Origin of the sequence: Aeromonas sp. MR16 (genome assembly GCF_022549315.1) — a bacterium.
In the GTDB taxonomy this organism is placed as follows: domain Bacteria; phylum Pseudomonadota; class Gammaproteobacteria; order Enterobacterales; family Aeromonadaceae; genus Aeromonas; species Aeromonas aquatica.
The window spans coordinates 434,458-459,916 of the sequence record NZ_JAKZFK010000001.1; the positions used below are offsets into that span (position 1 = coordinate 434,458).

A 25,459-nucleotide genomic window follows, 5' to 3' on the forward strand; every position below is an offset into this window, starting at 1 on the left:
GTGTATCCCTCGCGCTCGCCAAGGGCGGTGAGCGCGAGGGGTCAGGGCTAGCGGCGGCGGCCGCCACCGAAGCTGCGCATGGGGGTGAAACTCGGCCTTATCGCCGGTCTGACGGTAGGGGTGCGCACCGGGGCGGACATGGAGCGGGGGAGGTGCGGTCTGGCATCCACCCTGGGCTGGGTCCCGGGGGTCAAGATGCCGTTATTTGTCTTGGGCAGAGTAGAGGGGGTCAGTGCGCCGGTATTGTTGCTGGGCAGGGTGGAGGGTACCAGCAGGCCGCCGTCGACCCTGGGCTGTGCCCCGGGTGTCAGCAAGCCGTTATCGACCCTTGGCTGTGCTCCGGGTGTCAGCAAGCCGTTGTCGACCTTGGGCCGCGGCGTTGGCGCCAGCATGCCGTTATCGGCCCTGGGGAGAGTGCCGCCCTTGTAGTCCAGTGGTGAGCGCGGGCCCTTGTCCGGGTTGCTGACGCTGGGTCTGTTTTGCCGGTTGTCACGCAGTGCCTGTTGCTGCTCCGGCGTCATGGCATTCCAGCGGCCCGCCAGCTCGCTCCGCAGGGCGGCCACATCAGGCTGGCCATTGTTCTCCTGCCAATCCTGATACTTGTCCTTGATCTCCTGTTGGCGCTCAGGATCGAGCCCGCTCCACCACTTCTTGATCAGCTCGTCAAAATCCCCCTCGTTATCGCAGCACCAGGGGTAGTAGTCATCCCAATAGCCGTAATAGTCGTCATACCACCAGTAAGAGGCGCCATAGTGACTGCCGTAATAGCCACCAGAGCCGACCCCCACACTGCCGCCTGAGGAGGAGGTGTTGCTGCAGCCTGCGAGGCCGAGGGCCAGCAGGGGGACAAAGAGGGCGATACGCATGGGGACTCCGCAACCTTGAAATGACGCAATGAACTGATGATAAAGTAAATATGCACTAATCCCGGCCCCGATGGCAGGCCTTTGCCGGATAAAACGGCCGCTTCCCACCTCCGCCACCTCGCGATAATTGCGGCCTGGCACTGTATGAACGTACAATAGTGCCATTCCAGAACCAATCCCTAGCCTGCATGACTGCGACTCAGACCCGATCCCCCCTCAGCCCACCCGTAGATGGCTTCATCCTGACCCGTCATGGGCGAGACGTGCGCGGGCGCACGGAAATCGTGATGTGGCTCTGGAGCGAACAGGGGCCGGTGCGGCTGGTAGTGCCGGGGCAGGAGCCGGTGTTCTTCCTGCCACAGAGCCACATGGAGGAGGCGGCCGAGCTGTTCAAGGGGGCCGGGGTGAGCGGGCGGTTTCGGCGCCTGCCCATGCACACCTTCGATGGGCGCGCCGTGGTGGGCTGTTATTTCGCCACCCTGAGCGCCTTTCACCGCGCCATCGAGCTGTTGCTGATCCGCGGTCTCGAGCACTTCGAGGCGGACATCCGGCTGCCGGAGCGCTACCTGATGGAGCGTTTCATCACCGCCGGGGTACGCTTTGGCGGCAAGGCGTCGCGCAAGGGCGGCAAGCAGGGCCATTGGGAGGTGAACGAGGCGCGCTGCGCCCCCCAGGCGGTGACGCCGAGCCTCTCCTGGGTGTCCCTGGACGTGGAGTGCGCCATGGACGGTGCCCTGTTCTCGGTGGGGCTCTATAGCGAGCAGGATGCGCGGGTCATCATGATAGGTGCCCCCGAAGCGGGCGCCGAGGCGTGGGAGACGACCATTGAGTGGGTGGCGGATGAGAGCGCCCTGCTCGGTGCGCTGGAGGCCTGGTTTGGCCGCCACGATCCCGATCTCGTGATCGGCTGGAACGTGGTGAACTTCGACTTTCGCCTGCTGCTGCGCCGGGCCGAGCTCAACAAGCGGCGGCTGCGGTTGGGGCGGGGCCGCGAGCTCTGCTTCTGGCGATCGTCGCGCAACGATCCCCAGACCGGCAACGTCATCATCCCGGGGCGCATGGTGCTGGACGGCATCGATACCCTCAAGAGTGCCACCTGGCAGTTTGCCAGCTACAGCCTGGATTCGGTGGCAAGTGAATTGCTCGGTCGCGGCAAGGACATCGAGGACGTGGCGAACCGGGGGGAGAAGATCACCGAGTTGTTCCACTCGGACAAGGAGGCGCTCGCCCGCTACAACCTGGAAGACTGCAAGCTGGTGTGGGAGATCTTCGACCATTGCCACCTCATCGCCTTTGCCATCGAGCGCGCCTCCCTCACCGGCCTGGAGCTGGACCGGATCGGTGGCTCGGTGGCGGCCTTCACCAACCTCTATCTGCCACGGCTGCATCGCGGCGGCTATGTGGCCCCCAATCTGCCCGCCGATGGCGGCCTGGCGAGCCCGGGCGGCTATGTCATGGACTCCAAACCTGGGCTTTATCATCACGTGCTGGTGCTGGATTTCAAGAGCCTGTACCCCAGCATCATCCGCACCTTCTGCATCGACCCCATGGGGCTGGTGGAAGGCTTGCAACAGCCCAATACGGCTATTCCTGGCTTTCGCGGTGCCATGTTCTCCCGTACCAGGCACTTTTTGCCGGATCTTATCGCCACCCTGTGGGCGGCGCGAGACAGGGCCAAGGCGGCTAGCAACAAGGCGCTCTCCCAGGCCATCAAGATCATCATGAACTCCTTCTACGGGGTGCTGGGCTCCGGCGGCTGCCGCTTCTACGATCCGCGCCTTGCCTCCTCCATCACATTGCGCGGTCACGGCATCATGCAGCAGACCCGGGAGTGGATCGAAGGGCAGGGCTATCAGGTGATCTACGGCGACACCGATTCCACCTTCGTTCACCTCAACCGGGCGGTGACCCCGGCCCAGGCGGACGAGATAGGGCGCTCGCTGGCACAGATGATCAACGAGAACTGGATAGCGCTGATCAGGCGTGAGTTCGACCTGCCCTGTTACCTCGAGATCGAATACGAGACCCACTACCGTCGCTTCCTGATGCCCACCATCCGCGGCCTCGAGAAAGGCAGCAAGAAGCGCTACGCCGGTCTGGTGGGAGAGGGCGAGGGGGAGCACCTGGTATTCAAGGGGCTGGAGACGGTGCGCACCGACTGGACAACCCTCGCCAAGCAGTTCCAGACCCGGCTCTATGAACTGGTGTTTCACGACGCCGATCCCAGCGGCTATGTGCGCACCATGGTGGACGAGACCCGGGCCGGCCAGCACGACGAACTGCTGGTCTACCGCAAGCGGCTGCGGCAAAAGCTTGAGGAGTATCAGAAGAATGTGCCGCCCCACGTGCGGGCCGCGCGTCTGGCGGACGAGGAGAACCTGCGCCGGGGCCGGCCCCAGCGCTACCAGCACAGGGGCACCATCGCCTACCTGATGACGGTAGTGGGGCCCGAGCCGCTCGAATACAGGCGCAGCGCCATCGACTACGAGCACTACATCGACAAGCAGCTGCGGCCCATCGCCGACGCCATCCTGCCCTTCATCGGTGAGTCGTTCGACCGGATCTGCGGCCAGCAGCTGGATCTCTTCTAGTCCGAAGGCGTGCAAGGCGTGGAGGGAAAAGAAGCGGGAGGGCGAGCTCAGACGGGGGCAGGCCTGGCCTCTGCTCCCGATTGGCAAGGTGCTGAAATGTAAAAAGCCCGCTCAATGAGCGGGCTTCTTTAATCTGGTGCGTCCTAGTGGATTCGAACCACCGACCCCCACCATGTCAAGGTGATGCTCTAACCAGCTGAGCTAAGGACGCAGGGTGCGCAAGGCGACTTTGTGTTTGCAGGGGAGTGGTGGGTTTAATTGGATTCGAACCAACGACCCCTACCATGTCAAGGTAGTGCTCTAACCAACTGAGCTATAAACCCACATCTGCAATTTATTCAAACTGTTATGGTGCGTCCTAGTGGATTCGAACCACCGACCCCCACCATGTCAAGGTGATGCTCTAACCAGCTGAGCTAAGGACGCATAACAGTGTTTTTCGTGATGGTGCGTCCTAGTGGATTCGAACCACCGACCCCCACCATGTCAAGGTGGTGCTCTAACCAGCTGAGCTAAGGACGCATCACGAAAAGTGGTGGGTTTAATTGGATTCGAACCAACGACCCCTACCATGTCAAGGTAGTGCTCTAACCAACTGAGCTATAAACCCACTTTTCATCACGCAAGCGAACACGACGTCGCTGGCGTGGTCGGCATACTACCCATGCCCCCCAAGGCTGTCAACAAGGGACATGCACAAAGGAGATTGTTTGCCCAGTTCTTGCGCAGCCTGTTGATTTTGCAGGCGAGCCGCCCTCATGAGCGGCTCGCCAAGCGCCCCTTTATTGGGCCCGGGAGAGGCTGGTGCAGGCCTCCGGACTCGCGAAGCGGCCATAGATGAGGCGCAGTCGGGCGCCCAGCATCAGGGCGGCGCCGGTCAGACCGACGATGAAGCCCACCCAGAAGCCCTGCGGGCCCATGCGTGGCACCAGCCAGTCGGTCAGCCCCAGGATCATGCCGGTGGGCAGCCCCAGCCCCCAGTAGGCGACGATGGTGACGTAGAAGATCGCCTTGGTGTCCTTGTAGCCACGCAGTGCCGCGGCGGCCACCACCTGTACCGAATCGGAGATCTGGTAGATGGCGGCGAAGAACAGCAAGGTGGCCGCCAGCGTGATCACCTGCATGTCCTCGGTGTAGATCCCCGCGATATGCTCGCGCAGCAGCACCGTCAGGGCGGCGGTGCCGGCGGCGACCGCCATGCCCAGCATCAGGCCGGTGCGGGCGGCGACGCGGGCGTTCGCCGGTTGACCTTCCCCTATGCTGTGGCCGACCCGGATGGTCACGCCGACCCCAATCGACAAGGGCAGCATAAACACCAGGCTGGAGAAGTTCAGGGCTATCTGGTGGCTCGCCACCGTTTCCGCGCCAAAGGGGGCCAGCATCAGCGCCACCACGGTAAACAGGGTCACCTCGCAGAAGATGGCCATGGCGATGGGGAAGCCCAGCCGGAACAGGCGCGAGATCCGGCTGAAGTCGGGGCGAGCGAGCTGGGCGAACAGGTTGATGGTCTTGAAGTGGGAGGAGAACTTCACGTAGACGATCATCGCCAGCAGCATGGCCCAGAGCACCAGGGCGGTGGCCACGCCGCAGCCGACCCCGCCGAGCTTGGGCATGCCGAAGTGACCGTGGATGAAGACGTAGTTCGCGGGAATATTGACCGCCAGCCCCACGAAGCCGATCACCATGGTGGGCATGGTGTGGGAGAGTCCCTCACTGAAGTTGCGCAGCACCTGGAATAGCACGAAGGCGGGCAGACCCCACATGATAGCGTGCAGGAAGCCGGTGGTCTTGGCGGCCATGACCGGATCCACGTCCATCAGATGCAGCGCCAGCGGGCTGAAATAGAGCGCCAGCATGGCGAAGGGGATCACGATCAGCGCCAGCCAGAAGCCCTGGTGCACGGCGGGGCGCACCTCGTCCCGTTTGCGGGCCCCGTTGAGCTGGGAGACGATGGGGGTGAGCGCCATGATGATGCCCTGGGTCAGCAAGATGATCGGCAGCCAGAAGCTGGAGGCCACCGACACCGCCGCGAGATCCACGGCACTGACCTGGCCCGCCATCACGGTATCGACGAAGCTCATGGCGACCTGGGCCACCTGGGCCACCAGAATGGGGCTGGCTAGGCGAACGAGTTGCTTCGCCTCGGACCAATAACGTTGCACTGACACCTCCGAATGGATCAGATAAAAGAGAAAGAACGGATGATTGAGAGGGGCTTTTGTCTCCTCGTCCCGGAGGAGACAAAATGCGGGGGTGTCATTCTAGCCTGAAAAATGGCCAATACGAAAGGTGTGGCGGCGCATTTTGGCGCGGGATCAGGCGTCTTCGTGATCGCTGATCAGCAGATTGGCGGCGGCGTAGGCGGCCTGCTCGCGCAGCTCGCTTGGCACCCGCTCGTCACTGGCCACGGCGTTGAGCGCCCTGATGGTGGCGGCGATGGCCTGCGGCACATACCCTTGCTCCCCTGAGCCAATCTGGCTATAGGCGATACGAATGGCCTCACAACACTGATATACCTGCATTATTTCATCCTCAATCGGTAAAGTGCACTGGTCGCCACTATAGCGATCGGGCCCGCGCTTGTCAGCTGGCGTGCTTGTCTTGGCCTGTGGCTGGGGTTAACCTGCCAGCGATTTTTGACACAGCAGGAGACGAGACATGTTCACCGGCATAGTACAGGGGACCGCCGAACTGGTGGCCTTCACCGAGCGCCCCCACTTTCGCACCCATGTGATCCGCATGCCCGATCCGGCCTGGGGCGAGGGGCTGGCGCTCGGCGCCTCCGTGGCTCACAACGGCTGCTGCCTGACGGTTACCCGGATTGAGGGGGAGCTGGTCAGCTTCGACCTGATGCAGGAGACCCTGCGCCTTACCAACCTCGGCCAGCTGAAGGTGGGTGACAAGGTGAACCTGGAGCGGGCGGCCCGCTTTGGCGACGAGATAGGCGGTCACGCCATGTCAGGCCACATCATGGGCATGGCGGAAGTCAGCGTCGTCATCGACACCCCCGACAACCGTCAGGTCTGGTATCGCCTCGCCCCCGCGCTCATGAAGTACGTGCTGACCAAGGGCTATATCGGCATCGACGGCATCAGCCTGACCGTCGGCGAGGTGCGCGGCAACGAGTTCTGCGTCAACCTCATCCCCGAGACCCTGGCCCGCACCAACCTCGGCTGGGTCAAGGCCGGCTGGCACACCAACATCGAGATCGATCCCCAGACCCAGGCCATTGTCGACACCGTAGAGCGGGTGCTGGCGGCGCGGGCTTAAGCCGACATCTCTTTATCGATGACAAAAGGCCAGCAGATTGCTGGCCTTTTTTGCATTATACAGTCTGTTCATCTCGTTAAATTAAAGATAGGCAGTTCAAAAAACTGCCTGGCGCGGGACAACAAGGGTGTCCGGCGCCGTTAAAACAGCTGCTCGTCGTCCGCATCCACAAACAGCTGCAGGCAGTCGCGCACCTCGTCCCGGTGCAGGCGCAAGTGGATGGGGTTGCAACAGGCCATGCAGTCCTCGTAGAACTCCTGATCCCCCTGGCTCGCATCGAGCTCGATCCGGGTGTGGTGGCCGCAGTGGGGGCAGACGATGCGCTTGCTGGTGTACTCGATCATGGTGACCTCCTGGGGCCGACTGGCCGCCTCTTTCCCCTGATTCTAGTCGGCAAGGGGCGCGGCAACCGCGAGCGAGCGCACGTTTAGGGCAGGGGCTGCGATGGGGGGGCTGGGGTCTATCCCCCCGTTGTACAGACGAGCCCGGCTCTGGTTGCGTCGAATCCCTGCGCCAGCAGGGTGCCGCAATCCCGGCTCATTGAGTGACGAGGAAAATAAACAGCCCCGCATGGGCGGGGCTGATAACCGGGATCTGCATTTTCAGGCGGCTCAGGCTATCCAGCTGTCCAGCATGGACGCCATCCAGCTCGGCCAGGGAACTGAGCTGATACCCGGCGATGGCGAGACGGGGGCAGGGCGCATGGGAACGGTCAGCGCCTTGTTCTCCCGGCGACTCAGGTTATCCAGCGATCCAGCATGGTATCGTCCAGCTCGGCCAGGGAACTGAGCTGATACCCGGCGATGGCGAGGCGGGGATCCCCCACCAGCGCCGGGCTCATGGAAACGATCAGCACCTCAAGCCATTCACGCTATCCAGTTGGCCAAGGTGGCGGCATCCAGTTAGGCCAGCGATCGCAGCTGGTGATCGGCGATGGCGAGGCGGGGATCGCCCACCAGCGCCGGGCTCATGGAAACGATCAGCACCTCAAGCCATTCCCGCTATCCAGTTGGCCAAGGTGGCGGCATCCAGTTCGGCCAGCGATCGCAGCTGGTGATCGGCGATGGCGAGACGGGGATCCCTCACCAGCGCCGGGCTCATGGAAACGATCAGCACCTCAAGCCATTCCCGCTATCCAGTTGGCCAAGGTGGCGGCATCCAGTTCGGCCAGGGAGCCGAGCTCATGATCGGCGATGGCGAGACGGGGATCTCCCACCAGCGCCGGGCTCATGGAAACGATCAGCACCTCAAGCCATTCACGCTATCCAGTTGGCCAAGGTGGCGGCATCCAGTTCGGCCAGCGATCGCAGCTGGTGATCGGCGATGGCGAGGCGGGGATCGCCCACCAGCGCCGGGTCCGGCACGATCAGCGCCTGCATGGAGGCCGCCTTGGCCGCCAGCAGACCGGTGAAGCTGTCCTCGATGGCGAGGCAATGCACCGGCAGGACCCCGAGCTTCTCGGCCGCATGAATGTAGACATCGGGATGAGGCTTGCCGAAGCGCTCCACCTCGGCGGAGTGCACCGCGAGGAAGCGATCCTTGATGCCGAGCTTGCCGAGCACGGCCTCCACCATGGCAAAGGGGGAAGAGGTGGCGAGCCCGATCTTGAGACCACGGGCCTCCATCAGCGCCAGCGCGTCCAGCACGCCCTCCTTGGGCTGGCCTTCCTGCAGGATGAGGGCGATCACCTGATCCAGGATGCGCTGTACCACCTCTTCCTGGCTCGGGCCGCTCCAGGGGCGAATGCGGTACCAGTGGGCCACCAGCTGATCGATGCGCACTCCTATGGTGGAGTTGCAGTCTTCTTCCGTGTGGAAGTGGCCAAGCTCGGAGAACACGGCCATCTGGGCGCGCTGCCAAAAGGGTTCGGAATCGATCAGGACACCGTCCATATCGAAGATCACGGCAGTTAACATCATCTACTCCTGACAAGGTTGAACGGGGATTATAAGCCGCACGGGAAAATGCAAAAGGGGCATTTCACTGCCCCTTGCGCCGGATCATGTGGGAGACGGTGTTCGCTTAAAAGATGACCTCTACCCGGGCGGCCACCGCCTTGGCCTGCGCGACGGCCTCCTCGCAGTCCTGGCCACGGGCCAGCGCTACCCCGAGCCGGCGGCGCCCTGCGATCTCGGGTTTGCCAAACAGCCGCAGCTGGGCGCCTGGCACCAGGCTCAACGCCTCGCCAATGCCCCGATAGCGGAGGTCCTGGCTGTGGCCGTCGCGCAGCACCACGGCGGAGGCGCTCGGCCCGTATTGGGTGATGTGGCCTACGGGCAGTCCCAGGATGGCGCGCACGTGCAGGGCGAACTCGGAGAGATCCTGAGAGATCAGGGTCACCATGCCGGTGTCATGGGGGCGAGGGGAGACCTCGCTGAACCAGACGTTTTCCCCCTGCACGAACAGCTCGACCCCGAACAGGCCGTAGCCGCCGAGGGCCTCGACCACCTTGGCGGCTACCTCCTTGGCGCGGGTCAGGGCCAGCTCGCTCATCGCCTGGGGCTGCCAGGATTCGCGGTAGTCGCCATCCTCCTGGCGGTGGCCGATGGGATCGCAGAAGTGGATGCCATCCACGGCGCGCACCGTGAGCAGGGTGATCTCGTACTCGAAGGGCACGAAGCCCTCGACGATCACCTTGCCACGGCCGGCGCGGCCCCCCTCCTGGGCATAGGTCCAGGCGTCGTCCAGCTTGGCGAGGTCGCGCAGCAGGCTCTGGCCCTTGCCGGAGGAGCTCATCACGGGCTTGACCACGCAGGGCAGGCCTATGGCCTCGACGGCGGCAACGAACTCCTCCTTGCTCTGGGCGAAGCGATAGGAAGAGGTGGGCAGCCCCAGCGCTTCGGCGGCCAGACGCCGGATCCCCTCCCGGTTCATGGTGAGCTGGGTGGCGCGGGCGTTGGGCACGACCCTGACCCCTTCCTGCTCAAGCTCTGCCAGGGTATCGGTGGCGATGGCCTCGATCTCGGGGATGATGAGGTCGGGCTTGACCTCGGCCACCAGGGCGCGCAGGGCGGCGCCATCGAGCATGTCCAACACCTGGGCGGCGTGGGCCACCTGCATGGCGGGGGCGTTGGGGTAACGGTCGGCGGCGATCACCTCGATACCGAGGCGTTGCAGCTCGATGGCGACTTCCTTGCCGAGCTCTCCCGAGCCGAGCAGCAGGGCACGGGTGGCGCCGGGGCGGGTAGCGGTTCCAAACATCTGATCTCTCCTCACGTCGATGGCCGGGTCAGGGCCAATGAAGGGACAAAAAAAGAGGCACGCATGGCGTACCTCAGGAAACGGATTTATGAGCGCGCTGCTCGAGATGGGTCAGCAACGTGATGGCGCCTATGATGATGGCGGCGCCGAGCCACAATCGGCCGGGGGGCGCCCAACCAAACACCAGCCAGCCTGCCAGCACGTTCATCGGCAACTTGGCAAAGTCGAACGGCTGCACGAAGGAGGCCTCGGCCACGCTGTAAGCGCGGGCGATGGACATCTGCGCCAGTGCCGACAGCACGCCGGAGGCCGCCAGCAGCAGCCACTGGGTTTCGCCCGGCCACTGCCATTGGGGCAGTGCCAGCATGGCGTTGAACGGGGTGCTGAAAATGAGCAGGTAGACGACTATGGTGTGAGACGATTCGTTCGCTGCCTGGTAGCGCACCAGCAGGGAGTAACCGGCCCAGAACAGCGCCGCCGCCACCGGCAGCAGGGAGGCCATGCTGAAGTCGTCGGTCCAGGGCGCGAGGATCAGCATGGCACCGACGAAACCGGCAAGGGTGGCCAGGATCCGGGCCCGGCTCACCCGCTCCTTGAGCAGCAGGGCAGACCCCAGAGTCGCGAACAGCGGCGAGGTCATCAAGAGCGCTATACCCTGCCAGATGGGCACGGGCACCGCCAGCGCCCACAGCCAGAACTGGATGCCGATGACCGCCAGCAGCACCCGCAGCAGGTGCAGGCGCAATTGATTGGTCATCAGGGATTGGCGCAAGCCGTGGCGGATCAGCCAGGGCAGCAGACAAATCAGGGCAACCAGGTACTGATGGAAGGCGACCTGGGTGGAAGGGAGGCCGAGGGTGAAGCTGACGTACTGGCTCAGGCTGTTGACGGCGGCGAAACAGAGGCCTGCCACCATCATCCAGACGGCGCCGGCAAAGGGAGAGTGCCTGCGGGAAGGTGCCATGGGATCCGGGTCACTGAAAAAAGTGCGGCGGATCATAACGGCAATCGTTTGTTCTGCCAAGGGTGGGGCGCGAGGTCATCGCCCCCTTGGCGATGAAATGAACAATCGTCAAAAATTTTGAATAACTTGAGCATCTATTTTCGCTATCAGGCTTGTAGCTCAATGTTTATAGTGACCTCCATCGACAGTCCTGCTGTCCAACTGACAACCAAATGGAGCTTTACCATGGCCAATATCCTCGTACTCAAGTCCAGTATCCTGGGTCAATATTCTCAGTCCAACGCCCTGATCGACGGCTTCCTTGCCGATCACCAGGATGACAACATCACTGTGCGCGATCTGGCTGCCCTGAACCTGCCGGTGCTGGATGGCGAGCTGGCCCTCGGTCTGCGCGGTGGTGAGAACCTGAGCGAGCGTCAGCTGGCCGTGCTGGCCCAGTCCGACGAGCTGGTTGCCGAGCTGAAGGCGAGCGATCTGGTGGTGATTGCCGCCCCCATGTATAACTTCAACATCCCGACCCAGCTGAAAAACTGGATCGATCTGGTGGCTCGTGCCGGCGTGACCTTCCGTTACACCGAGACCGGTCCGGTCGGCCTGGTGGAAAATACCCGCGCCCTGGTAGTCAGCCCCCGCGGCGGCATGCACGTTGGCGCCGCTACCGATCTGGTGACTCCTTACATGCGCACCGTGCTGGGCTTCATCGGCATCAAGGACGTGGACTTCATCTACGCCGAAGGCATGGGCATGGGCCCGGATGCCCAGGCCAAGGGTATCGAGCAGGCCAAAGAGCAGCTGGAAGCCCTGGCTATCTAAACCGCTTACGCTCTGCCAGACAGAAACAACAACGCAGCCCTCTGGCTGCGTTGTTGTTTTGGGGTGAGGCGCCGTTCAGGCGCTCACTCCTGCAAGAAGTGACGACAACCACTGCCGACCATCAGGCACACGGCCACCAATGCACCCAGCAACAGGCTGCTGAGCCACTGTTCGGCGCTGTCTGGCAACTGCGGGGAGAAGAGGCTGATCGTGAAGAGGGCGCTGAGAATGATCAGGCTGGTCTGTCGGGTGAGGATCATGGGTGTCGTCCTTGGCTGGTGGTACGCGGATAAGGCTACCCGCTCTGTATGACAGCCTGATGTATCCATACCTCAGGCTACAGGGTCTCTCCACCTTAGCAGTTTTTGCCGCCAGAGCCAGCGTCGTGGGGCAGTCTGTGATCCGGATCCCTATCTGAACTGTTTTTGATCAGCCTGATAATGGAAATCGCCGCTAGCGAGGCGGGCTTTCAGGGCCTCTTGATCGAGATCCTGGGCCTTGCAGAGATCGTCCAGATCCTCGTAACGATCGCGCAGCTGCATGTTGATGAGACTCAGCAACATGTTGACGTCCATGGTGGCAAAATTTTTCAGGTTCATGGCTGTTGCTCCTGATCCAGCAGGTGCAACTGCTCGATGGCGTCACTGACGCTCTGCAGGTGCAGACGGATGGTTTCCCGCGCCTCGCTCGGCAGGTAGTCGGTGAGGGTGTGTTGCCAGCTGCCGGCCTCGGTTTTGAGCTGCTGGAACAAGATAAGCCCTGCATGGGTGAAGGAGACCAGGCTGATGCGCTTGTCCTGCGGGCTGCTCTCGGTGACCAGGATGCCTTTTTCCACCAGCCGGTGGATCTCGCGGGAAATCCGCACCTTGTCCATCCCGCTAGCCTCCACCAGCTCCTTCTGACTGATGGGGTAGTTGGGGCCGAGCACCATCATCAGGCGCCATTGGGGCACCGTCAGCTGATAACGCTGCTGATAAAACTGTTCGAAGGTATCGCGCACCATCTCGGCGGCATGGACCAGCTGATACGGAGGATAGTGGGCGAGCAGCTCTATGATCTTTGACATATGGACATCCTGCTGTGGCGGCTGCATCGGGTGCAGTTTCTCTTGATACTTTGAATCTGATGATACGTAACACAAGGGCATTTGTCTGAACAAGCACCAGAAAAATGTGCGTTCGCGCACGTGTTGCGTCATGAATATAGTTTTAAAGGTTTCAATTGAACTAGCTTGCTGCATTTTTTCGTAACGAGATCAAGGTATTGTGGACGCGTCGGCTTTCACTGCTGTGCAAAAAGCAGCGCAAGATCTCATTTCAGCGACTCACTTGTCAGCCGGGGCGCTGTGGCCCCGGATGCCCCAAAACGCCGGGCAGTTGATCTCCTGCTCATGGCATTTTGAGCCCCCAACGAAGCTTGTTGCAGATTTTACGGTGGCGAAGTCTACCCAAAAATGGGGTCATATGCAGCAAGGGGCTGGCCGAATGCTGCTAATATCGCCAGGGCGGCGCCAGGCTCATGGGAAAATAGCGCGAGGGCAGGGGCAAGGGACTAGGCCCTGTCACGGCTCTGGGGTAACATGCGCGCCTGCATGAAAAATGACGCTGGCTGTCAGTGCCCACGGCATGACAGGGGCGATGCGCACCTATATTACGGGCACGAAATATGCGCCCATCCGGATATTGAAAGAAGAGATCACCATGTTACAGATTGGCAAGATGAACACCCTCACCGTAGTCGAGCTCGAAGACCGTGGCGCCTGGCTCGCCGCGGGCGAATATGGCGAGCTGCTGCTGCCCAAGCGCCAGTTGCCCGAAGGCGTCACCGTGGAGAGTGAGGTATCCGTCTTCCTCTATCTGGATGCCGACTGCGAGCCGGTGATCACTACCGACAAACCCTTTGCCATGGTGGGCGATATCGTCGGCCTCAAGGTGATCAACGCCAACAAGATAGGCGCCTTCCTCGACTGGGGCATGAAGAAGGATCTGTTCGTGCCGAGTCGCGAGCAGAACAAGCCGATGCAGGTGGGCCACGTCTATCTGGTGCACCTGATGCTGGACAACGAGGGCCGCATGGTGGGCACCAGCCGCCTCGAGCGCTTCCTCAGCACCGATGTGCCTCCTTTCAAGGCCGGCGACGAGGTGACGGCGCTGCCTGGCGAGCACACTCCCCTTGGCATCAAGGCGGTGGTCAACGGTCAGTATTCCGGCATGCTGTTCAAGAACGAGGTGTTCGGCCGGGTGATGACGGGTCGACCGCTGACCGCCTGGGTCAAGCAGGTGCGTGACGACGGCAAGCTGGACTTGACCCTGCAAAAACCCGGCATGGCGAGGATGGATGATGCCGGTGGCCGGATCCTCACCCGTCTGCAGAAACAGGGCGGCAGCCTGGCGGTGGGGGACAAGAGCGAACCCGAGCTCATCTACAAGATGTTCAACATGAGCAAGGGCACCTTCAAGAAGGCCATCGGCGGCCTCTACAAGCAGGGCAAGATTGTCATCGACGACAACAGCATCAGCCTGGTGGATGCTCCCAAAGCTGAGCGCGAAGAAGAGGCTGGCGAATAAGTGCCTAGTCCCTGCATCGGCGACTGCCGGGCCAAGGATGGGCTCTGCCTCGGTTGCGGCCGCACCCTGACCGAGATAGGCCAGTGGTCCGCCATGGACAGCGAGGCCCAGCTGGCCCGCATGGCCGAGCTGGATGGCAGGCGCAGCACTCATCAGTGCCCGGGATGCGGTGAGCCGGCGTTTTGCGCCGTCTCCGCCGGTGAACCCATAGAGCGCTGCTGGTGCAGCCAATTACCCCTGATGCCGATGAGCGAGGGGAGCGCCTGCTGGTGCCGCCGCTGCCTGGCCAAGGCCATCGCGCTGCAACCCTGAACGGGGATGTCGAACATCAGAAACGTAAAAGGCGCCCTGGGGCGCCTTTCTTATGCTTGTTGCTGACGGTGCCAGCGCACATGGACCTCGTGTTCGCTCTGACTGCGGGGCAGCAGGTAGGTGGCGTAGATCACCTCAAACTCTTCCTGATGATCCAGCAAGCCGACCCACACCTCGGCCCAGCGCTCCATGTCGACCGGCACGCCGAGCTCGGTCGACCAGTCGGCGTTGGGCAGGGTTGCCTCGACGGCGCCACGCCGTTCGAACTCGAGGGTGATGTCGACGATTTGTTCGGGGGCCAGCATGTCGGCGGCCTGCTCAAGAAACTGATCATAGGCCCACTCGACCAGCTGATCCGGGCTGCGTTGTTCCATGAAATCACTCCAGATACATCCAGGTTCGCCACTGTAGCAATTATTGAAGAGGGCGGCCAGATCGGGGCGCAGACAAGCCCCTCTATCCAATGGCCGGATCAGGGGATAAGGTTAACAGAGTCGCCGCCATCCGGTGGTATGAGAGGGCATCTGGGCAGCATGATGAAACGACGACAGCAGAAGCGACAGCTCAAGCGGCGGCGGGAGACCTGGTGGTGGCACTACCTGCCGCTGCATCGGGAGACCATAGGCGGTCATCTGGGACCGGCGGCCGAGCCCGCCGAAGGCGCTAGTTGGCCTCGTGTACCCGGTTCAGGGTGACCTGGCCGAGCTGCCCCATCTGGCGGCGGATCCAGGCTGATCGCTGCTGTACATAGGGGGAGGGCGGCTTGACCCGGTAGCGCCAGGGATTGGGCAAGGCGGCGGCGAGCAGAGAAGCCTCATAGCGGGTCAGGCGAGCGGCCGGTTTGCCAAAGTAGTGCCGGGCGGCGGCCTCGGCGCCATAGATGCCGGGCCCGAACTCCACGATATTCAGGTACACCTCGAGGATGCGGGATTTGTCCCAGCCCAGCTCCATCAGCAGGGTGAACCAGGCTTCAATGCCCTTGCGCAGGAAGCTGCGATCGCTCCACATGAACAGATTCTTCGCCGTCTGCTGGCTCAGGGTGCTGGCGCCGCGCACCCGCTCGCTGCGCTGGTTGTGTCTGAGCGCCGAGTTGATGGCATCCATGTCGAAGCCATTGTGCTCGGCGAAGCGCTGATCCTCGGCGGCGATCACCGCCAGTTGCAGCTCGCCGGAGATTTTTTCGAGCGGCACCCAGTCATGTTTGACCTCGGTTATCTTGGCGGGCGGGAACAGGGCCCGCTCGATGCGCCAGGTCCACATGGGGGGATCGATAAAGCGCAGCAAGGCCACCGAGACGATGGTACTGAGCAGGGCTCCGAGCAGCAGCTTGCCGAGCCATCCCAGCAGGCGCCGCCTCAGCGCCGGTCGCACGGGGCCAGGCTCGGACTCCCAGGCATACTGGCCAGGATCATCGGGATCCGGAATTATTGGGGTAGCCATTCGATGTGGCAGAACTTCTCGTCGACCCGGCGGGAGAGCAGCAGGCGGGCGAACAGGTGCTCGTACTCCTGCTCTGCGTTGCCAAGGCCTATCCAGATCTCGGCGTATTCCTCATCGCTCACGGCGAAGCCCACGTCCGCTTCCCAGTCATCGGCCGGATCGCTCTCGGCCAACAGGCCGCGGTTGTTGAACTCCTGGTTGAACAGGGCGATCTCCTGCTCCGGCAGGTTGTCCGAGGCCAGCTCCATAAAGAGTTCGAGGGCGGTATCGAGCAGTTCCTCGACGCTGTGCATTTCGTCGTTCAAAGACATAAGTCATCTGTTCCAGATAATAAAAATAAGAAGCCCCGTCGTGAGCGAACGGTGGCGCGCGGTATTCTAGCTGGCCCCCGCGCCCTTGGCGAGATGCAGCGTCATGCTGGCGGGGGTCAGGGCAATAAAAAACCGGATCCTGCTACAGGATCCGGTCTTCATTGAGGGAAGGGGTCACGCATGGGACGTCAGCTCATCCCTTCTTGTCATCGGCGAAGGTGATGTTGAGCTCCAGTACCGACAGCTCGTCACTCTTCTTATCGAGCTGGACGGTGATCTTGTCCGGATCGATCTGCACATACTTGCGGATCACGTCGAGGAGGTCCTGCTTGAGCTGGGGCAGGTAATCCGGCCCCCCTCTGGATGAACGCTCGTGCGCGACTATGATCTGCAACCGCTCTTTGGCCAGTTGTGCGGTGTTTTGTTTCTTGTTGGAACGAAAATAATCCAATAATGACATGTTTAACTCCCGAACAGTCGGCTAAAGAAGCCCTTCTTTTCTTCTTCCAGAAAACGAAAATCCTTGGTGTCACCCAGCAGGCGGGCAACGGCATCCTCATAGGCCTGACCGGCATCGGACTCTTTGTCCAGAATGACCGGCTCCCCCGAGTTGGAGGCGCGCAGCACCGCCTGGGACTCCGGGATCACCCCGAGCAGCTTGATGGCCAGGATCTCCTGCACATCCTGCACGCTCAGCATGTCGCCGCGGTTGACGCGGGTCGGGCAGTAGCGGGTCAGCAGCAGGTGCTCCTTGATGGGGTCTTCACCGCGCTCGGCGCGGCGGGACTTGGAGGCCAGGATGCCGAGGATCCGATCCGAGTCACGCACGGACGAGACTTCCGGGTTAGTGGTGACGATGGCCTCGTCGGCGAAATAGAGCGCCATCAGGGCCCCCGCCTCGATGCCGGCCGGGGAGTCGCAGACGATGTAATCGAACTTCATCTCCGCCAGCTGATCCAGGATCTTCTCGACCCCTTCGCGGGTCAGCGCGTCCTTGTCCCGGGTCTGGGAGGCAGGCAGGATGAACAGATTCTCGGAACGCTTGTCCTTGATGAGGGCCTGGTTGAGGTTGGCCTCACCATTGATCACATTGACGAAGTCGTACACCACGCGCCGCTCGCAGCCCATGATGAGATCCAGATTTCTCAGGCCAATGTCAAAATCGATGACCACTGTCTTGTGGCCTCGCTGAGCTAAACCGGTGCTCAGGGCCGCGCTGGTGGTGGTCTTGCCAACGCCGCCTTTGCCCGATGTAACGACTATGATTCGCGCCATTCTCGCTTCCTTGTAACTCTATTTGATACGGTCGATACGGAGTTGTTCGTTGTCCAGCCGGATATGGACTGGCTCTTGGATCAGGCCTGCCGGCAGTGCATCGCTCAGCTGAAAAGTGCCGGCGATGGAGAGCAGCTCGGCCTGCAATTGCTGACAATAAATGCGGGCCCGGGTGTTGCCCTTGGCCCCCGCAATGGCTCTGCCACGCAGGGCGCCATAAATATGGATGCTGTCGTCGGCGATGACTTCCGCGCCCGGACTGACCGAGCCCAGCACCACCAGCGAGGTACCGGCGGCATACAGCTGCTGGCCGGAGCGCACCGGTCCTATGTGTACCTTGCTCGGCACCAGGGGCGCCGGGGCAGGCACGGCCTGAACCGTTTCGGTGGGCTGGGGGACTGGCAGCGGGGCGGGTTCGGGCTCCACCTTGCGGCTCTTGCCCGACACCATCACCGCGAGGCCCGCCACCCTGGCCGCCGTCTTCATCGCCTCATCCTTCGCCCCCGTGATGCCGACCAGCACGAAGTCTTCCGACTCGACCAACTCCCTGAGTTGATCGAAGTCCGGGATCGCAGCCAGTCGCTCCACATTGATGACGAGGGGGGCACAATTAAAAAACTGGGGGGCTTGCGCGACCTTGGCCGCCAGCAACTGACGGATCCGGGTCGGATTGCCATCGCTGAGATGCAACACAGAAATAGTGAAGGTAGTCCCTTTCAATTCGTTATCGCGTTCAACCATGAATCTTCCCCGAACCGAGACGGTAATACGTTATTGTTATTCAATTCCTGATGTTATAGTTTGCCACCACCAGAGGCAATAAACCCGTCGGATTATATCAATTTCCATGTTGTGTGCAGTCTATAAAAGTCGCAAAAAAGCCGAGACCTATCTCTTTATTGAAAGAAGAGAGGATTTCTCCCGTGTGCCAGAGGCACTGATGAGTACCTTCGGTCGTCCCGAGCTGGTCTTGATGACCAAGCTTGATCCCGCCAAGCCCTTGGGGATCGCCTCGACCGAACGGGTGATGGAGGCGCTCAAGCAACAGGGCTTCTATCTGCAAGTCCCTCCGCCGCCGGAGAATCTGCTGGAACAGCACAAGGCGCAATTAAAGGCTTCATCCTGATGAAAGGGCGGCTGGCGCTGTTATTGCTCGGCGGCATATTAAGCACGCCGCTGCAGGCCAGTCCCGACTTCAATGACTACGTTGTTGGCCTCAAACGGGAGGCGGTGGCGGCGGGGATCCCGAGTGTCACGGTCGAGGTCGCCTTTGCCGATATCCGGATAATCGAGGCGGCCATCAAGCACGACAAAAACCAGCCGGAATTCAAACTGACGCTGGATAGCTATATTCCCCGCGCCGTCCCGCAATGGAAAGTCAATCAGGCCAAAGCCTTATATCGCCAGCATCTGCCGCTGCTCACGAAAATAGGCCAGGAATATGGAGTGCAACCCCGTTTTATAGTCGCGCTATGGGGAATAGAAACCAATTTCGGTAAATTGACCGGTAATTTTCCCCTGATATCGTCCCTGGCCACCCTGGCCTGGGAGGGGCGCCGAGAGGCCTTCTTCAAGGCCCAGTTGTTCGATGCGCTGCGCATCATAGAGCAGGGACACGTGACCCCCCACCGCCTTAAAGGCTCCTGGGCCGGCGCCATGGGGCAGGTGCAGTTCATGCCCTCATCCTTCCTGACATACGCGGTCGATCAGGATGGGGACGGCAGGAAGGATCTGTGGGGCAACCTCGCGGATGTGTTTGGTTCGGCTGCCAATTATCTGCACCAGAACGGCTGGCGGGACGATGAAACCTGGGGCCGGCGGGTGAGGGTGCCAGCGGGTCTGGACCCTGCCTTGCTCGGACTGGAGCAGCGCAAGTCGCTCGCACAGTGGCAGGCACTGGGGGTGCGTCAGCAGGATGGTTCCCCCCTGCCAAGAGCCAAGATGCAGGCCTCGCTTATTCGGCCGGACGACGTCCAGGGGCGCAGCTATCTGGCCTACGACAATTACCGGGTACTGCGCCACTGGAATCGCTCCCCCTATTTCGTGGTGGCGGTCGGGACCCTGGCCGATCGGATTGTGGAGTAGTGTCGCCAGACAGGCGCCGCCTCATCTGAAATAGCTGAGGCTCGTCTCGCAATATCGGTTGTGGCGATTTGAGTTGTGCCATCGAAATAACGAGTAATAAAAAAGGCGGGATATCCCGCCTTTTTTACATTTCATTTGCGTGCCTTATTCGCAGGCAACCTGCATCACCTTGATGGCCAGGCCACCGCGGGAGGTCTCACGGTACTTGGAGTCCATGTCCTTGCCGGTGATGTACATGGTCTCGATCACCTTGTCCAGTGACACGCGCGGCTTGGAGGTGCGACGCAGCGCCATGCGGGAGGAGTTGACCGCCTTCATGGCGGCGATGGCGTTGCGCTCGATGCAGGGCACCTGCACCTGGCCCGCGACCGGATCACAGGTCAGACCCAGGTTGTGCTCCATGCCGATCTCGGCGGCTTCACACACCTGCTCCGGGCTGCCGCCCATGAGTTCGGTCAGGCCGGCGGCGGCCATGGAGCAGGAGACACCCACCTCACCCTGGCAGCCGACTTCGGCACCGGAGATGGAGGCGTTCATCTTGTAGAGCATGCCGACGGCAGCGGAGGCCAGATAGAAGCGGGTGTATTCGTCGCGGCCGACCGGCTGGATGAACTTGTCGTAGTAGGCCAGCACGGCCGGGATGATGCCGGCGGCGCCGTTGGTCGGCGCGGTGACCACGCGGCCACCGGCGGCATTCTCTTCACTCACCGCCAGGGCAAACATGTTGACCCAGTCGACGATGCTCATGGGATCGTTGGAGAGATGCTCGTTGGTGGTCAGCTGACGGTAGAGCGGGGCGGCACGACGGGGCACGCGCAGCGGGCCGGCCAGGATCCCTTCGGTACGGCAGCCGCGCTCGATCCCTTCCCGCATGGTGGTCCAGATCTTGCCCAGCTTCTTGTAGATCTCTTCCGGGGTGTTGAAGCACTTCTCGTTTTCCAGCATCAGGGCGGAGATGGAGAGACCTGTCTGGCTGCAGTGGGCGAGCAGCTCGGCCGCGCTCTTGAACGGGTAGCTCACCGACATGTCGCCGCTGTCGGCCTTGCCGAAGTTTTCTTCGTCGACGATGAAACCGCCACCGATGGAGTAATAGGTCTTGCTGTAGACGGCCTCATCTTCGATGAAGGCGGTCAGCTTCATGCCGTTTTCGTGCAGCGGCAGGGCCTCGTCATGGAACACCATGGCACCCTGCGGGAAGCTGACGGTGTGGCAATGCAAGCCGATCGGCAGGCGGCCGGTCTGCTCGACGCGGGAGATGAATTCGGGGATGCCGTCGATGTCGACATTTTCCGGCAGGTTGCCGGCCAGACCCATGATGATGGCGGTATCGGTATGGTGACCTTTACCGGTCCAGGAGAGGGAGCCATAGACGTCGACCTGGATCCGGGTGATGTCACGGATCTTGCCGCCAGCACGCAGATCATCCACGAACTGCTTGGCTGCTTTCATCGGGCCGACAGTGTGGGAAGAGGAGGGGCCAACACCGATTTTGAAGATATCAAAAACGCTGATCATGTAACAATTACCTCAGGGTAGAAGGGGGCGCCATGCCCGCTCGCAGAAAGGGGGTGATCCATGGGACGAGTCTGTCGTCGCAAAGGCCGATGAACCAGCTAACCGCAGTGTAACGACTCATGGCTTAAAAAAAGTTGAAACAGATCTATTTTTGTTGAAATAACGGCGCGAGTATAAAATTTATTTTGATAGTTATCCAATTTGTTAAGCACCTGGCAAACGTTTCGCGAAAAAATACCCGGCCAGACCGGGTATCGTGGGACGAAGTGGAGTCAATTGGCATTTTTTAACATTCTGTAATGTTAACAGCCAGGCCGCCGCGGGCGGTTTCCTTGTATTTGGTCTTCATGTCGTTGCCGGTTTCCCACATGGTCTTGATCACCTTGTCCAGCGACACCTTGTGTTCGCCGGTGCCGCGCAGGGCCAGGCGGGCGGCGTTGATCGCCTTGACCGCCCCCATGGCGTTGCGCTCTATGCAGGGCACCTGCACCAGGCCGCCGATGGGATCGCAGGTCAGCCCTAAGTTGTGCTCCATGCCGATCTCGGCGGCGTTCTCGACCACCCCCGGGCTGCCGCCGAGCAGCTCGGCCAGGGCCCCGGCCGCCATGGAGCAGGCGACACCCACTTCACCCTGGCAACCCACCTCGGCCCCCGACAGGGAGGCGTTCTTCTTATATAGGATGCCGATGGCGGCGGCGGTGAGGAAGTAGTGCAGCAGCAGCTCGTCATCCACCTTGCGCACGAAGCGATCGTAGTAGTGCAGCACCGCCGGGATGATGCCGGCGGCGCCGTTGGTGGGCGCCGTCACCACCCGGCCACCGGCGGCGTTCTCTTCGTTGACGGCCAGCGCAAACAGATCCACCCACTCCATCACCATCAGGGGATCCTTGTTGAAGTTGGTCTCGCCGTTGAGCTGGCGATAGAGGCCAGGGGCGCGGCGCTTCACCTTGAGCCCGCCCGGCAATATCCCCTCGCTGCGACAGCCGCGTTCGACACAGCCCTGCATCGCCTGCCAGATCTTGCGCAGGCCCGCCTTTATCTGCTGCTCGCTGCGAAACACCTTCTCGTTGGCCAGCATCAGCCCCGAGATGGAGAGACCGCTCTCCTGGCAGTGGGCCAGCAGCTGGGCACCGCTCTCGAACGGGTAGGGGACGGGGTGGGCGGCGTCGAACCTGGCCGCCTCCTCCTTGGCGTTGGCGAAGTGGCTCTCCTCGATGATGAAGCCGCCACCGATGGAGTAGTAGGTCTGCTCGAACAGCAGCTCATCGGCTGCGAAGGCGCGCAGTGTCATGCCATTGGAGTGGGCGGGCAGGGTCTTGCGCCGGTTGAAGATGATGGCGCCGACCCGGGGGAAATGGCTCGGCTGCTCCCCTGCCAGGCGCAGCGTCTGGCTGTGCTCTACCTGGCCCAGAAAGGCGGGGATGGCCTCGATATCCACCAATTCCGGCTCAAACCCGGCCAGCCCCAGGATGATGGCCTTGCCGGTGCCATGACCCTTGCCGGTCTGGCCGAGGGAGCCATAGCACTCGACCACGACCCGCTCGGTGCGGGAGAGGTGCCCTGCCTGCTTGAGTGCATTGACGAAGGCACAGGAGGCCCGCATCGGTCCCACTGTGTGGGAGGAGGAGGGGCCGATCCCGATGGAAAACAGGTCGAAGACACTGATCATGACGTACTCCGATTATGGATTTCGTCTAAACATTGTAAATTTTTTGTAGTCGATGGAAAGGGGGGAAGCGACGGCTTGTGATGGCGGTGTGGAAATGGGGCACTACAGGCTGGGCTAAAGGAGCCACGGGGAGCGGGTCGGCGCCTCGTGGCTCGCGCTCAGTCGCTATCAGTCGAGGAACTCGCACAGGTAGGCGGTCGGTGTCTTGACGGCCAGCTTGAAGGAGGAGTGACCGGCGACCTCGAAGGATTGACCCTGACCGTAGGTGTGCCACTCGTCTTCATCGGCCAGCTGGATGGTGAGAACACCCTTGATCACCGTCATCCGCTCGGGGGCGGCGGTATTGAACAGGTAGTCGCCTGCATCCATCACGCCGACCGTGGCTTTCTCGCTCTTCTGCTCGAAACCGATGGATTTAACATTTCCGTCGAAATACTCGTTAACTTTCAGCATCTTTTCTTCCCTGTATGCACGTTTGCCGAGCCAACGTAGCACACTTTTTTGGCCGTTGTCATGGTGAAACAGGGAAAAACAGAGTTGTTGCTTATGAGTCTTGATTTTACTGGGAAAATACTAAATTCATCGCGTTCAGGAATCATAATGTTAAACGGCGAGTAAATATGAGATAAAGCGCGCCGCCAGCGTAATAAGGAGGCTTTGTTGCGTTGGCCAGTCAATTGCACTGGGAAAGTGTCAGTCGTTGCTCATTAAAGGAACATTGCGTGTTAACAAAAGGATTAATCAAAAACATTGGCTTCCAGGTCGTGGTTGCCATGGTGCTGGGTGCCCTGGTCGGGGCGCTGATGGGTGAAAATGCCACCGTCTTCGCGCCGCTCGGTACCCTCTTCATCCAGCTGATCAAGATGCTGGTGATCCCGCTGGTGGCGGTGGCCATACTGTCGGGGGCCGCCAACCTCGGGGCCAGTCCGGCCGCAGGCAAGATAGGGGCCACCACGCTCGCCTTCTTCCTCGGTACCTCGGCGCTGGCGGTGCTGCTGGCCCTGGTGATGGGCCAGGTCTTCCAACCCGGGGTCGGGGTCGACTTTAGCGCCATGGGGGCCATGTTCTCCGGCGACTACGCCGACAAGGGCGCCCTGCCGGACGCAGTGGCCACCCTGCTCGGCATGATCCCGACCAATGTGTTCCAGTCCCTGAACGAGGCGAACATACTGCAGATCCTGGTGTTCTGCATGTTCCTCGGCATCGCCCTGGCCAAACAGCCCCGTGAGCGTGCCAAGCCGCTGGTGGACGGGCTCAATACCCTGGTGGATGCCTTCGTCTGGATGATCAACAAGGTGATGCTGATAGCGCCGCTCGGGGTGTTCGGCCTGATGGCCGATGCCATCGGCACCTACGGCTTCGATGTACTGACCCTGGTGCTCAAGCTGTTCCTGGTCTACGTGGGCGCCATCCTGATCTTCGGCTTCGTGGTCTACCCGCTGCTGATCGCGCTCTTCTCCAACACGCCGGTGCGCAAGTATTTCTCGGCGATGAAGAAGCCGCAGATCGTCGCCTTCTCCACCGCCTCATCCATGGCGACCCTGCCGGTCAACATGGAGACCTGCGAGCAGGAGCTGAAGGTCACCAACGCCACCGCCTCCTTCGTGCTGCCGCTCGGCGCCACCATCAACATGAGTGGCAACGCCATCTATTACGGTCTGGTCGCCATCTTCTTCGCCCAGGTCTATCAGATCGATCTGACCATGGGCGCCTGGGTGGCCATCATACTGACCTCGACCCTGGGGGCCATCGGCCAGGCCGGCGTGCCGGGGCCGAGCTTCCTGGTGGTGGCCGTGCTGCTGGCGGCCGGGATCCCCATCGAGGGGCTGCCGCTGCTGTTTGCGCTGGATCGCCTGTTCGACATGATCCGCACCGCACTCAACATCACCGGGGATGCGGCCTGCGCCATCATCGTCGATCGCTACAGCCCGGATTACGATCCGGATCGCTGGAGCAAGGAAGCCCGATAACAGCGCCATTTGCGCCGGGGTGAAAATAAAAGAGGGAAGCGATTGCTTCCCTCTTTTCGTTGGTGCTCGACGCGCGCCTCGCATCCTCTGCCTGCGGCAGATAGCCGGGTGCCTGTCAGGGTGTCAGCTGGGCCAGGGCTTGCTGGCAACGCTGCTCGGCGGCCTCGAGCTCCAGCAAAACCATCTTGATGTCCTCCAGCTGCTGCTCCAGCGTCACCCGCTTGTCGGCCACCAGACCCAGCATGGTCTGCAGCTGGGTACGGCTGCTCTTGTCCGCGTCATAGAGATCGAACAGCTCGCGAATGTCCGCCAGGCTGAAGCCGAGCCGCTTGCCACGCTGGGTCAGCTTGAGGCGGACCCTATCCTGCCTGCTGTAGATCCGGGTCTGGCCTTGGCGGGTCGGATTCAGCAGACCCTGATCTTCATAGAAGCGGATACTGCGGGTCGTCACATCAAATTCACGGGCCAGCTCGCTGATGCTGAAGGTCCGGGCGTCATCCTTGGATCTGGTCATAGGGTTATCTTGGCCGTCATCTCGATTGTCAAGGCAGGCTGGCACCTTACCCAAACGTCAACTTCCCTGCAAGTCTTGTTCCCGTTCCCGTGGAGG

29 protein-coding genes, 5 tRNA genes and 4 pseudogenes are annotated in these 25,459 nt (G+C 61.5%); 9 read left to right on the forward strand and 29 right to left on the reverse strand.

Annotated features, from left to right (window positions below; translation table 11 throughout):
• Window positions 1–47: 47 nt before the first annotated feature.
• Window positions 48–866: a DUF3106 domain-containing protein gene (locus MM194_RS01865; RefSeq protein ID WP_241342469.1), complete on the reverse strand. Its 819-nt coding sequence runs from the start codon at window positions 864–866 to the stop codon at window positions 48–50.
• 188 nt (window positions 867–1,054) lie between these two features.
• Here MM194_RS01865 and MM194_RS01870 point away from each other — a divergent pair, with 188 nt between their 5' ends.
• The gene (locus MM194_RS01870) at window positions 1,055–3,457 is read left to right on the forward strand and encodes a DNA polymerase II (protein ID WP_241342470.1); all 2,403 of its coding nucleotides are present in this window, start codon (window positions 1,055–1,057) and stop codon (window positions 3,455–3,457) included.
• Between the two features lie 134 nt (window positions 3,458–3,591).
• Here the strand turns inward: MM194_RS01870 and MM194_RS01875 are convergent.
• From MM194_RS01875 to MM194_RS01905, 7 genes are all read right to left on the reverse strand, one after another.
• Window positions 3,592–3,668 (reverse strand) — tRNA-Val (locus MM194_RS01875).
• A 35-nt stretch (window positions 3,669–3,703) separates the two neighbouring features.
• Window positions 3,704–3,780 (reverse strand) — tRNA-Val (locus MM194_RS01880).
• Window positions 3,781–3,806: 26 nt separating this feature from the next.
• Window positions 3,807–3,883 (reverse strand) — tRNA-Val (locus MM194_RS01885).
• A gap of 19 nt (window positions 3,884–3,902) precedes the next feature.
• Window positions 3,903–3,979, reverse strand: a tRNA-Val gene (locus MM194_RS01890).
• Window positions 3,980–3,990: 11 nt separating this feature from the next.
• A tRNA-Val gene (locus tag MM194_RS01895) sits at window positions 3,991–4,067 on the reverse strand.
• 172 nt (window positions 4,068–4,239) lie between these two features.
• Window positions 4,240–5,619, reverse strand: coding sequence for an MATE family efflux transporter (locus MM194_RS01900; protein ID WP_241342471.1), 1,380 nt, complete (start codon window positions 5,617–5,619; stop codon window positions 4,240–4,242).
• 153 nt (window positions 5,620–5,772) lie between these two features.
• Entirely contained in the window at window positions 5,773–5,979 is a 207-nt protein-coding gene (locus tag MM194_RS01905; protein WP_033131949.1) for a YaeP family protein, read from the reverse strand.
• Between the two features lie 136 nt (window positions 5,980–6,115).
• Here MM194_RS01905 and MM194_RS01910 point away from each other — a divergent pair, with 136 nt between their 5' ends.
• A complete protein-coding gene (locus MM194_RS01910; RefSeq protein ID WP_241342472.1) occupies window positions 6,116–6,727 on the forward strand; it encodes a riboflavin synthase subunit alpha in 612 nt (203 codons plus the stop codon).
• 140 nt (window positions 6,728–6,867) lie between these two features.
• Here the strand turns inward: MM194_RS01910 and MM194_RS01915 are convergent, their stop codons facing one another.
• The 8 genes and pseudogenes from MM194_RS01915 to MM194_RS01935 all read right to left on the reverse strand — a co-directional run bounded on the left by MM194_RS01915 (window position 6,868) and on the right by MM194_RS01935 (window position 10,892).
• Window positions 6,868–7,071: a CPXCG motif-containing cysteine-rich protein gene (locus tag MM194_RS01915; protein ID WP_033131947.1), complete on the reverse strand. Its 204-nt coding sequence runs from the start codon at window positions 7,069–7,071 to the stop codon at window positions 6,868–6,870.
• Between the two features lie 392 nt (window positions 7,072–7,463).
• A pseudogene (locus MM194_RS22005) lies at window positions 7,464–7,589 on the reverse strand (hexitol phosphatase HxpB); the annotation flags it as partial.
• Window positions 7,590–7,629: 40 nt separating this feature from the next.
• Window positions 7,630–7,719: pseudogene (locus MM194_RS22010) on the reverse strand (hexitol phosphatase HxpB); the annotation flags it as partial.
• Window positions 7,715–7,849: pseudogene (locus MM194_RS21905) on the reverse strand (hexitol phosphatase HxpB); the annotation flags it as partial. The pseudogenes MM194_RS21905 and MM194_RS22010, both read right to left, overlap by 5 nt.
• A pseudogene (locus MM194_RS01920) lies at window positions 7,845–7,979 on the reverse strand (hexitol phosphatase HxpB); the annotation flags it as partial. The pseudogenes MM194_RS01920 and MM194_RS21905, both read right to left, overlap by 5 nt.
• Window positions 7,980–7,983: 4 nt before the next feature.
• Window positions 7,984–8,643: a hexitol phosphatase HxpB gene (hxpB, locus tag MM194_RS01925; protein ID WP_241342473.1), complete on the reverse strand. Its 660-nt coding sequence runs from the start codon at window positions 8,641–8,643 to the stop codon at window positions 7,984–7,986.
• Window positions 8,644–8,749: 106 nt separating this feature from the next.
• Window positions 8,750–9,928: a formate-dependent phosphoribosylglycinamide formyltransferase gene (purT, locus tag MM194_RS01930; RefSeq protein WP_241342474.1), complete on the reverse strand. Its 1,179-nt coding sequence runs from the start codon at window positions 9,926–9,928 to the stop codon at window positions 8,750–8,752.
• A gap of 73 nt (window positions 9,929–10,001) precedes the next feature.
• The gene (locus MM194_RS01935) at window positions 10,002–10,892 is read right to left on the reverse strand and encodes a DMT family transporter (RefSeq protein WP_241342536.1); all 891 of its coding nucleotides are present in this window, start codon (window positions 10,890–10,892) and stop codon (window positions 10,002–10,004) included.
• 225 nt (window positions 10,893–11,117) lie between these two features.
• On the opposite strand from MM194_RS01935, the gene MM194_RS01940 reads away from it, so the two are divergent.
• Complete coding sequence (locus MM194_RS01940) at window positions 11,118–11,705, forward strand: FMN-dependent NADH-azoreductase (protein ID WP_241342475.1); 588 nt, start codon at window positions 11,118–11,120, stop codon at window positions 11,703–11,705.
• A gap of 83 nt (window positions 11,706–11,788) precedes the next feature.
• Here MM194_RS01940 and MM194_RS01945 read toward each other — a convergent pair whose 3' ends face one another.
• The 3 genes from MM194_RS01945 to MM194_RS01955 form a co-directional block, all read right to left on the reverse strand.
• Complete coding sequence (locus tag MM194_RS01945) at window positions 11,789–11,965, reverse strand: hypothetical protein (protein WP_152599363.1); 177 nt, start codon at window positions 11,963–11,965, stop codon at window positions 11,789–11,791.
• A gap of 150 nt (window positions 11,966–12,115) precedes the next feature.
• Window positions 12,116–12,304, reverse strand: coding sequence for a DUF4250 domain-containing protein (locus MM194_RS01950; RefSeq protein ID WP_241342476.1), 189 nt, complete (start codon window positions 12,302–12,304; stop codon window positions 12,116–12,118).
• Complete coding sequence (locus tag MM194_RS01955) at window positions 12,301–12,771, reverse strand: MarR family transcriptional regulator (protein ID WP_033132004.1); 471 nt, start codon at window positions 12,769–12,771, stop codon at window positions 12,301–12,303. The genes MM194_RS01950 and MM194_RS01955 overlap by 4 nt, the downstream gene beginning before the upstream one ends.
• Before the next feature lie 616 nt (window positions 12,772–13,387).
• Here MM194_RS01955 and MM194_RS01960 point away from each other — a divergent pair.
• Together MM194_RS01960 and MM194_RS01965 are read left to right on the forward strand one after the other, a co-directional pair.
• The gene (locus MM194_RS01960; RefSeq protein WP_241342537.1) at window positions 13,388–14,272 is read left to right on the forward strand and encodes a S1-like domain-containing RNA-binding protein; all 885 of its coding nucleotides are present in this window, start codon (window positions 13,388–13,390) and stop codon (window positions 14,270–14,272) included.
• On the forward strand, window positions 14,273–14,584 hold the full coding sequence (locus MM194_RS01965) for a DUF1289 domain-containing protein (RefSeq protein ID WP_241342477.1): 312 nt from the start codon (window positions 14,273–14,275) through the stop codon (window positions 14,582–14,584).
• A 50-nt stretch (window positions 14,585–14,634) separates the two neighbouring features.
• On the opposite strand, the gene MM194_RS01970 is transcribed toward MM194_RS01965, so the two are convergent.
• Entirely contained in the window at window positions 14,635–14,958 is a 324-nt protein-coding gene (locus MM194_RS01970; protein ID WP_241342478.1) for an HI1450 family dsDNA-mimic protein, read from the reverse strand.
• 159 nt (window positions 14,959–15,117) lie between these two features.
• Here MM194_RS01970 and MM194_RS01975 point away from each other — a divergent pair, with 159 nt between their 5' ends.
• Window positions 15,118–15,279 (forward strand): hypothetical protein, encoded by a 162-nt coding sequence (locus MM194_RS01975; protein ID WP_238566451.1) that lies wholly within the window; start codon window positions 15,118–15,120, stop codon window positions 15,277–15,279.
• Here MM194_RS01975 and mtgA read toward each other — a convergent pair.
• From mtgA to minC, 5 genes are all read right to left on the reverse strand, one after another.
• Window positions 15,248–15,955 (reverse strand): monofunctional biosynthetic peptidoglycan transglycosylase, encoded by a 708-nt coding sequence (mtgA, locus tag MM194_RS01980; protein WP_241342538.1) that lies wholly within the window; start codon window positions 15,953–15,955, stop codon window positions 15,248–15,250. The genes MM194_RS01975 and mtgA overlap by 32 nt on opposite strands.
• Before the next feature lie 53 nt (window positions 15,956–16,008).
• On the reverse strand, window positions 16,009–16,335 hold the full coding sequence (locus MM194_RS01985; protein ID WP_033132008.1) for an HI1450 family dsDNA-mimic protein: 327 nt from the start codon (window positions 16,333–16,335) through the stop codon (window positions 16,009–16,011).
• A 193-nt stretch (window positions 16,336–16,528) separates the two neighbouring features.
• On the reverse strand, window positions 16,529–16,795 hold the full coding sequence (minE, locus tag MM194_RS01990; RefSeq protein WP_005311265.1) for a cell division topological specificity factor MinE: 267 nt from the start codon (window positions 16,793–16,795) through the stop codon (window positions 16,529–16,531).
• A 2-nt stretch (window positions 16,796–16,797) separates the two neighbouring features.
• Complete coding sequence (gene minD, locus MM194_RS01995; RefSeq protein ID WP_033132009.1) at window positions 16,798–17,610, reverse strand: septum site-determining protein MinD; 813 nt, start codon at window positions 17,608–17,610, stop codon at window positions 16,798–16,800.
• A gap of 18 nt (window positions 17,611–17,628) precedes the next feature.
• Complete coding sequence (gene minC / locus MM194_RS02000; protein WP_241342479.1) at window positions 17,629–18,351, reverse strand: septum site-determining protein MinC; 723 nt, start codon at window positions 18,349–18,351, stop codon at window positions 17,629–17,631.
• Between the two features lie 106 nt (window positions 18,352–18,457).
• On the opposite strand from minC, the gene MM194_RS02005 reads away from it, so the two are divergent.
• Together MM194_RS02005 and MM194_RS02010 are read left to right on the forward strand one after the other, a co-directional pair.
• Window positions 18,458–18,736 (forward strand): YcgL domain-containing protein, encoded by a 279-nt coding sequence (locus MM194_RS02005; RefSeq protein ID WP_033132010.1) that lies wholly within the window; start codon window positions 18,458–18,460, stop codon window positions 18,734–18,736.
• Window positions 18,736–19,695, forward strand: coding sequence for a lytic murein transglycosylase (locus MM194_RS02010; protein ID WP_241342480.1), 960 nt, complete (start codon window positions 18,736–18,738; stop codon window positions 19,693–19,695). Before MM194_RS02005 ends, MM194_RS02010 begins: the two co-directional genes overlap by 1 nt.
• A 144-nt stretch (window positions 19,696–19,839) precedes the next feature.
• On the opposite strand, the gene MM194_RS02015 is transcribed toward MM194_RS02010, so the two are convergent.
• The 3 genes from MM194_RS02015 to MM194_RS02025 form a co-directional block, all read right to left on the reverse strand.
• Window positions 19,840–21,210, reverse strand: a complete 1,371-nt coding sequence (locus tag MM194_RS02015) for an L-serine ammonia-lyase (RefSeq protein ID WP_033132012.1) — start codon at window positions 21,208–21,210, stop codon at window positions 19,840–19,842.
• Between the two features lie 286 nt (window positions 21,211–21,496).
• Entirely contained in the window at window positions 21,497–22,879 is a 1,383-nt protein-coding gene (locus MM194_RS02020; protein WP_241342481.1) for an L-serine ammonia-lyase, read from the reverse strand.
• 168 nt (window positions 22,880–23,047) lie between these two features.
• Complete coding sequence (locus MM194_RS02025) at window positions 23,048–23,332, reverse strand: pyrimidine/purine nucleoside phosphorylase (RefSeq protein ID WP_033132014.1); 285 nt, start codon at window positions 23,330–23,332, stop codon at window positions 23,048–23,050.
• 269 nt (window positions 23,333–23,601) lie between these two features.
• Between MM194_RS02025 and MM194_RS02030 the strand changes: the two genes are divergently transcribed.
• Window positions 23,602–24,849 (forward strand): dicarboxylate/amino acid:cation symporter, encoded by a 1,248-nt coding sequence (locus MM194_RS02030; RefSeq protein ID WP_241342482.1) that lies wholly within the window; start codon window positions 23,602–23,604, stop codon window positions 24,847–24,849.
• Window positions 24,850–24,964: 115 nt separating this feature from the next.
• On the opposite strand, the gene MM194_RS02035 is transcribed toward MM194_RS02030, so the two are convergent.
• Complete coding sequence (locus tag MM194_RS02035) at window positions 24,965–25,363, reverse strand: MerR family DNA-binding transcriptional regulator (protein WP_241342483.1); 399 nt, start codon at window positions 25,361–25,363, stop codon at window positions 24,965–24,967.
• Window positions 25,364–25,459 lie beyond the last annotated feature (96 nt).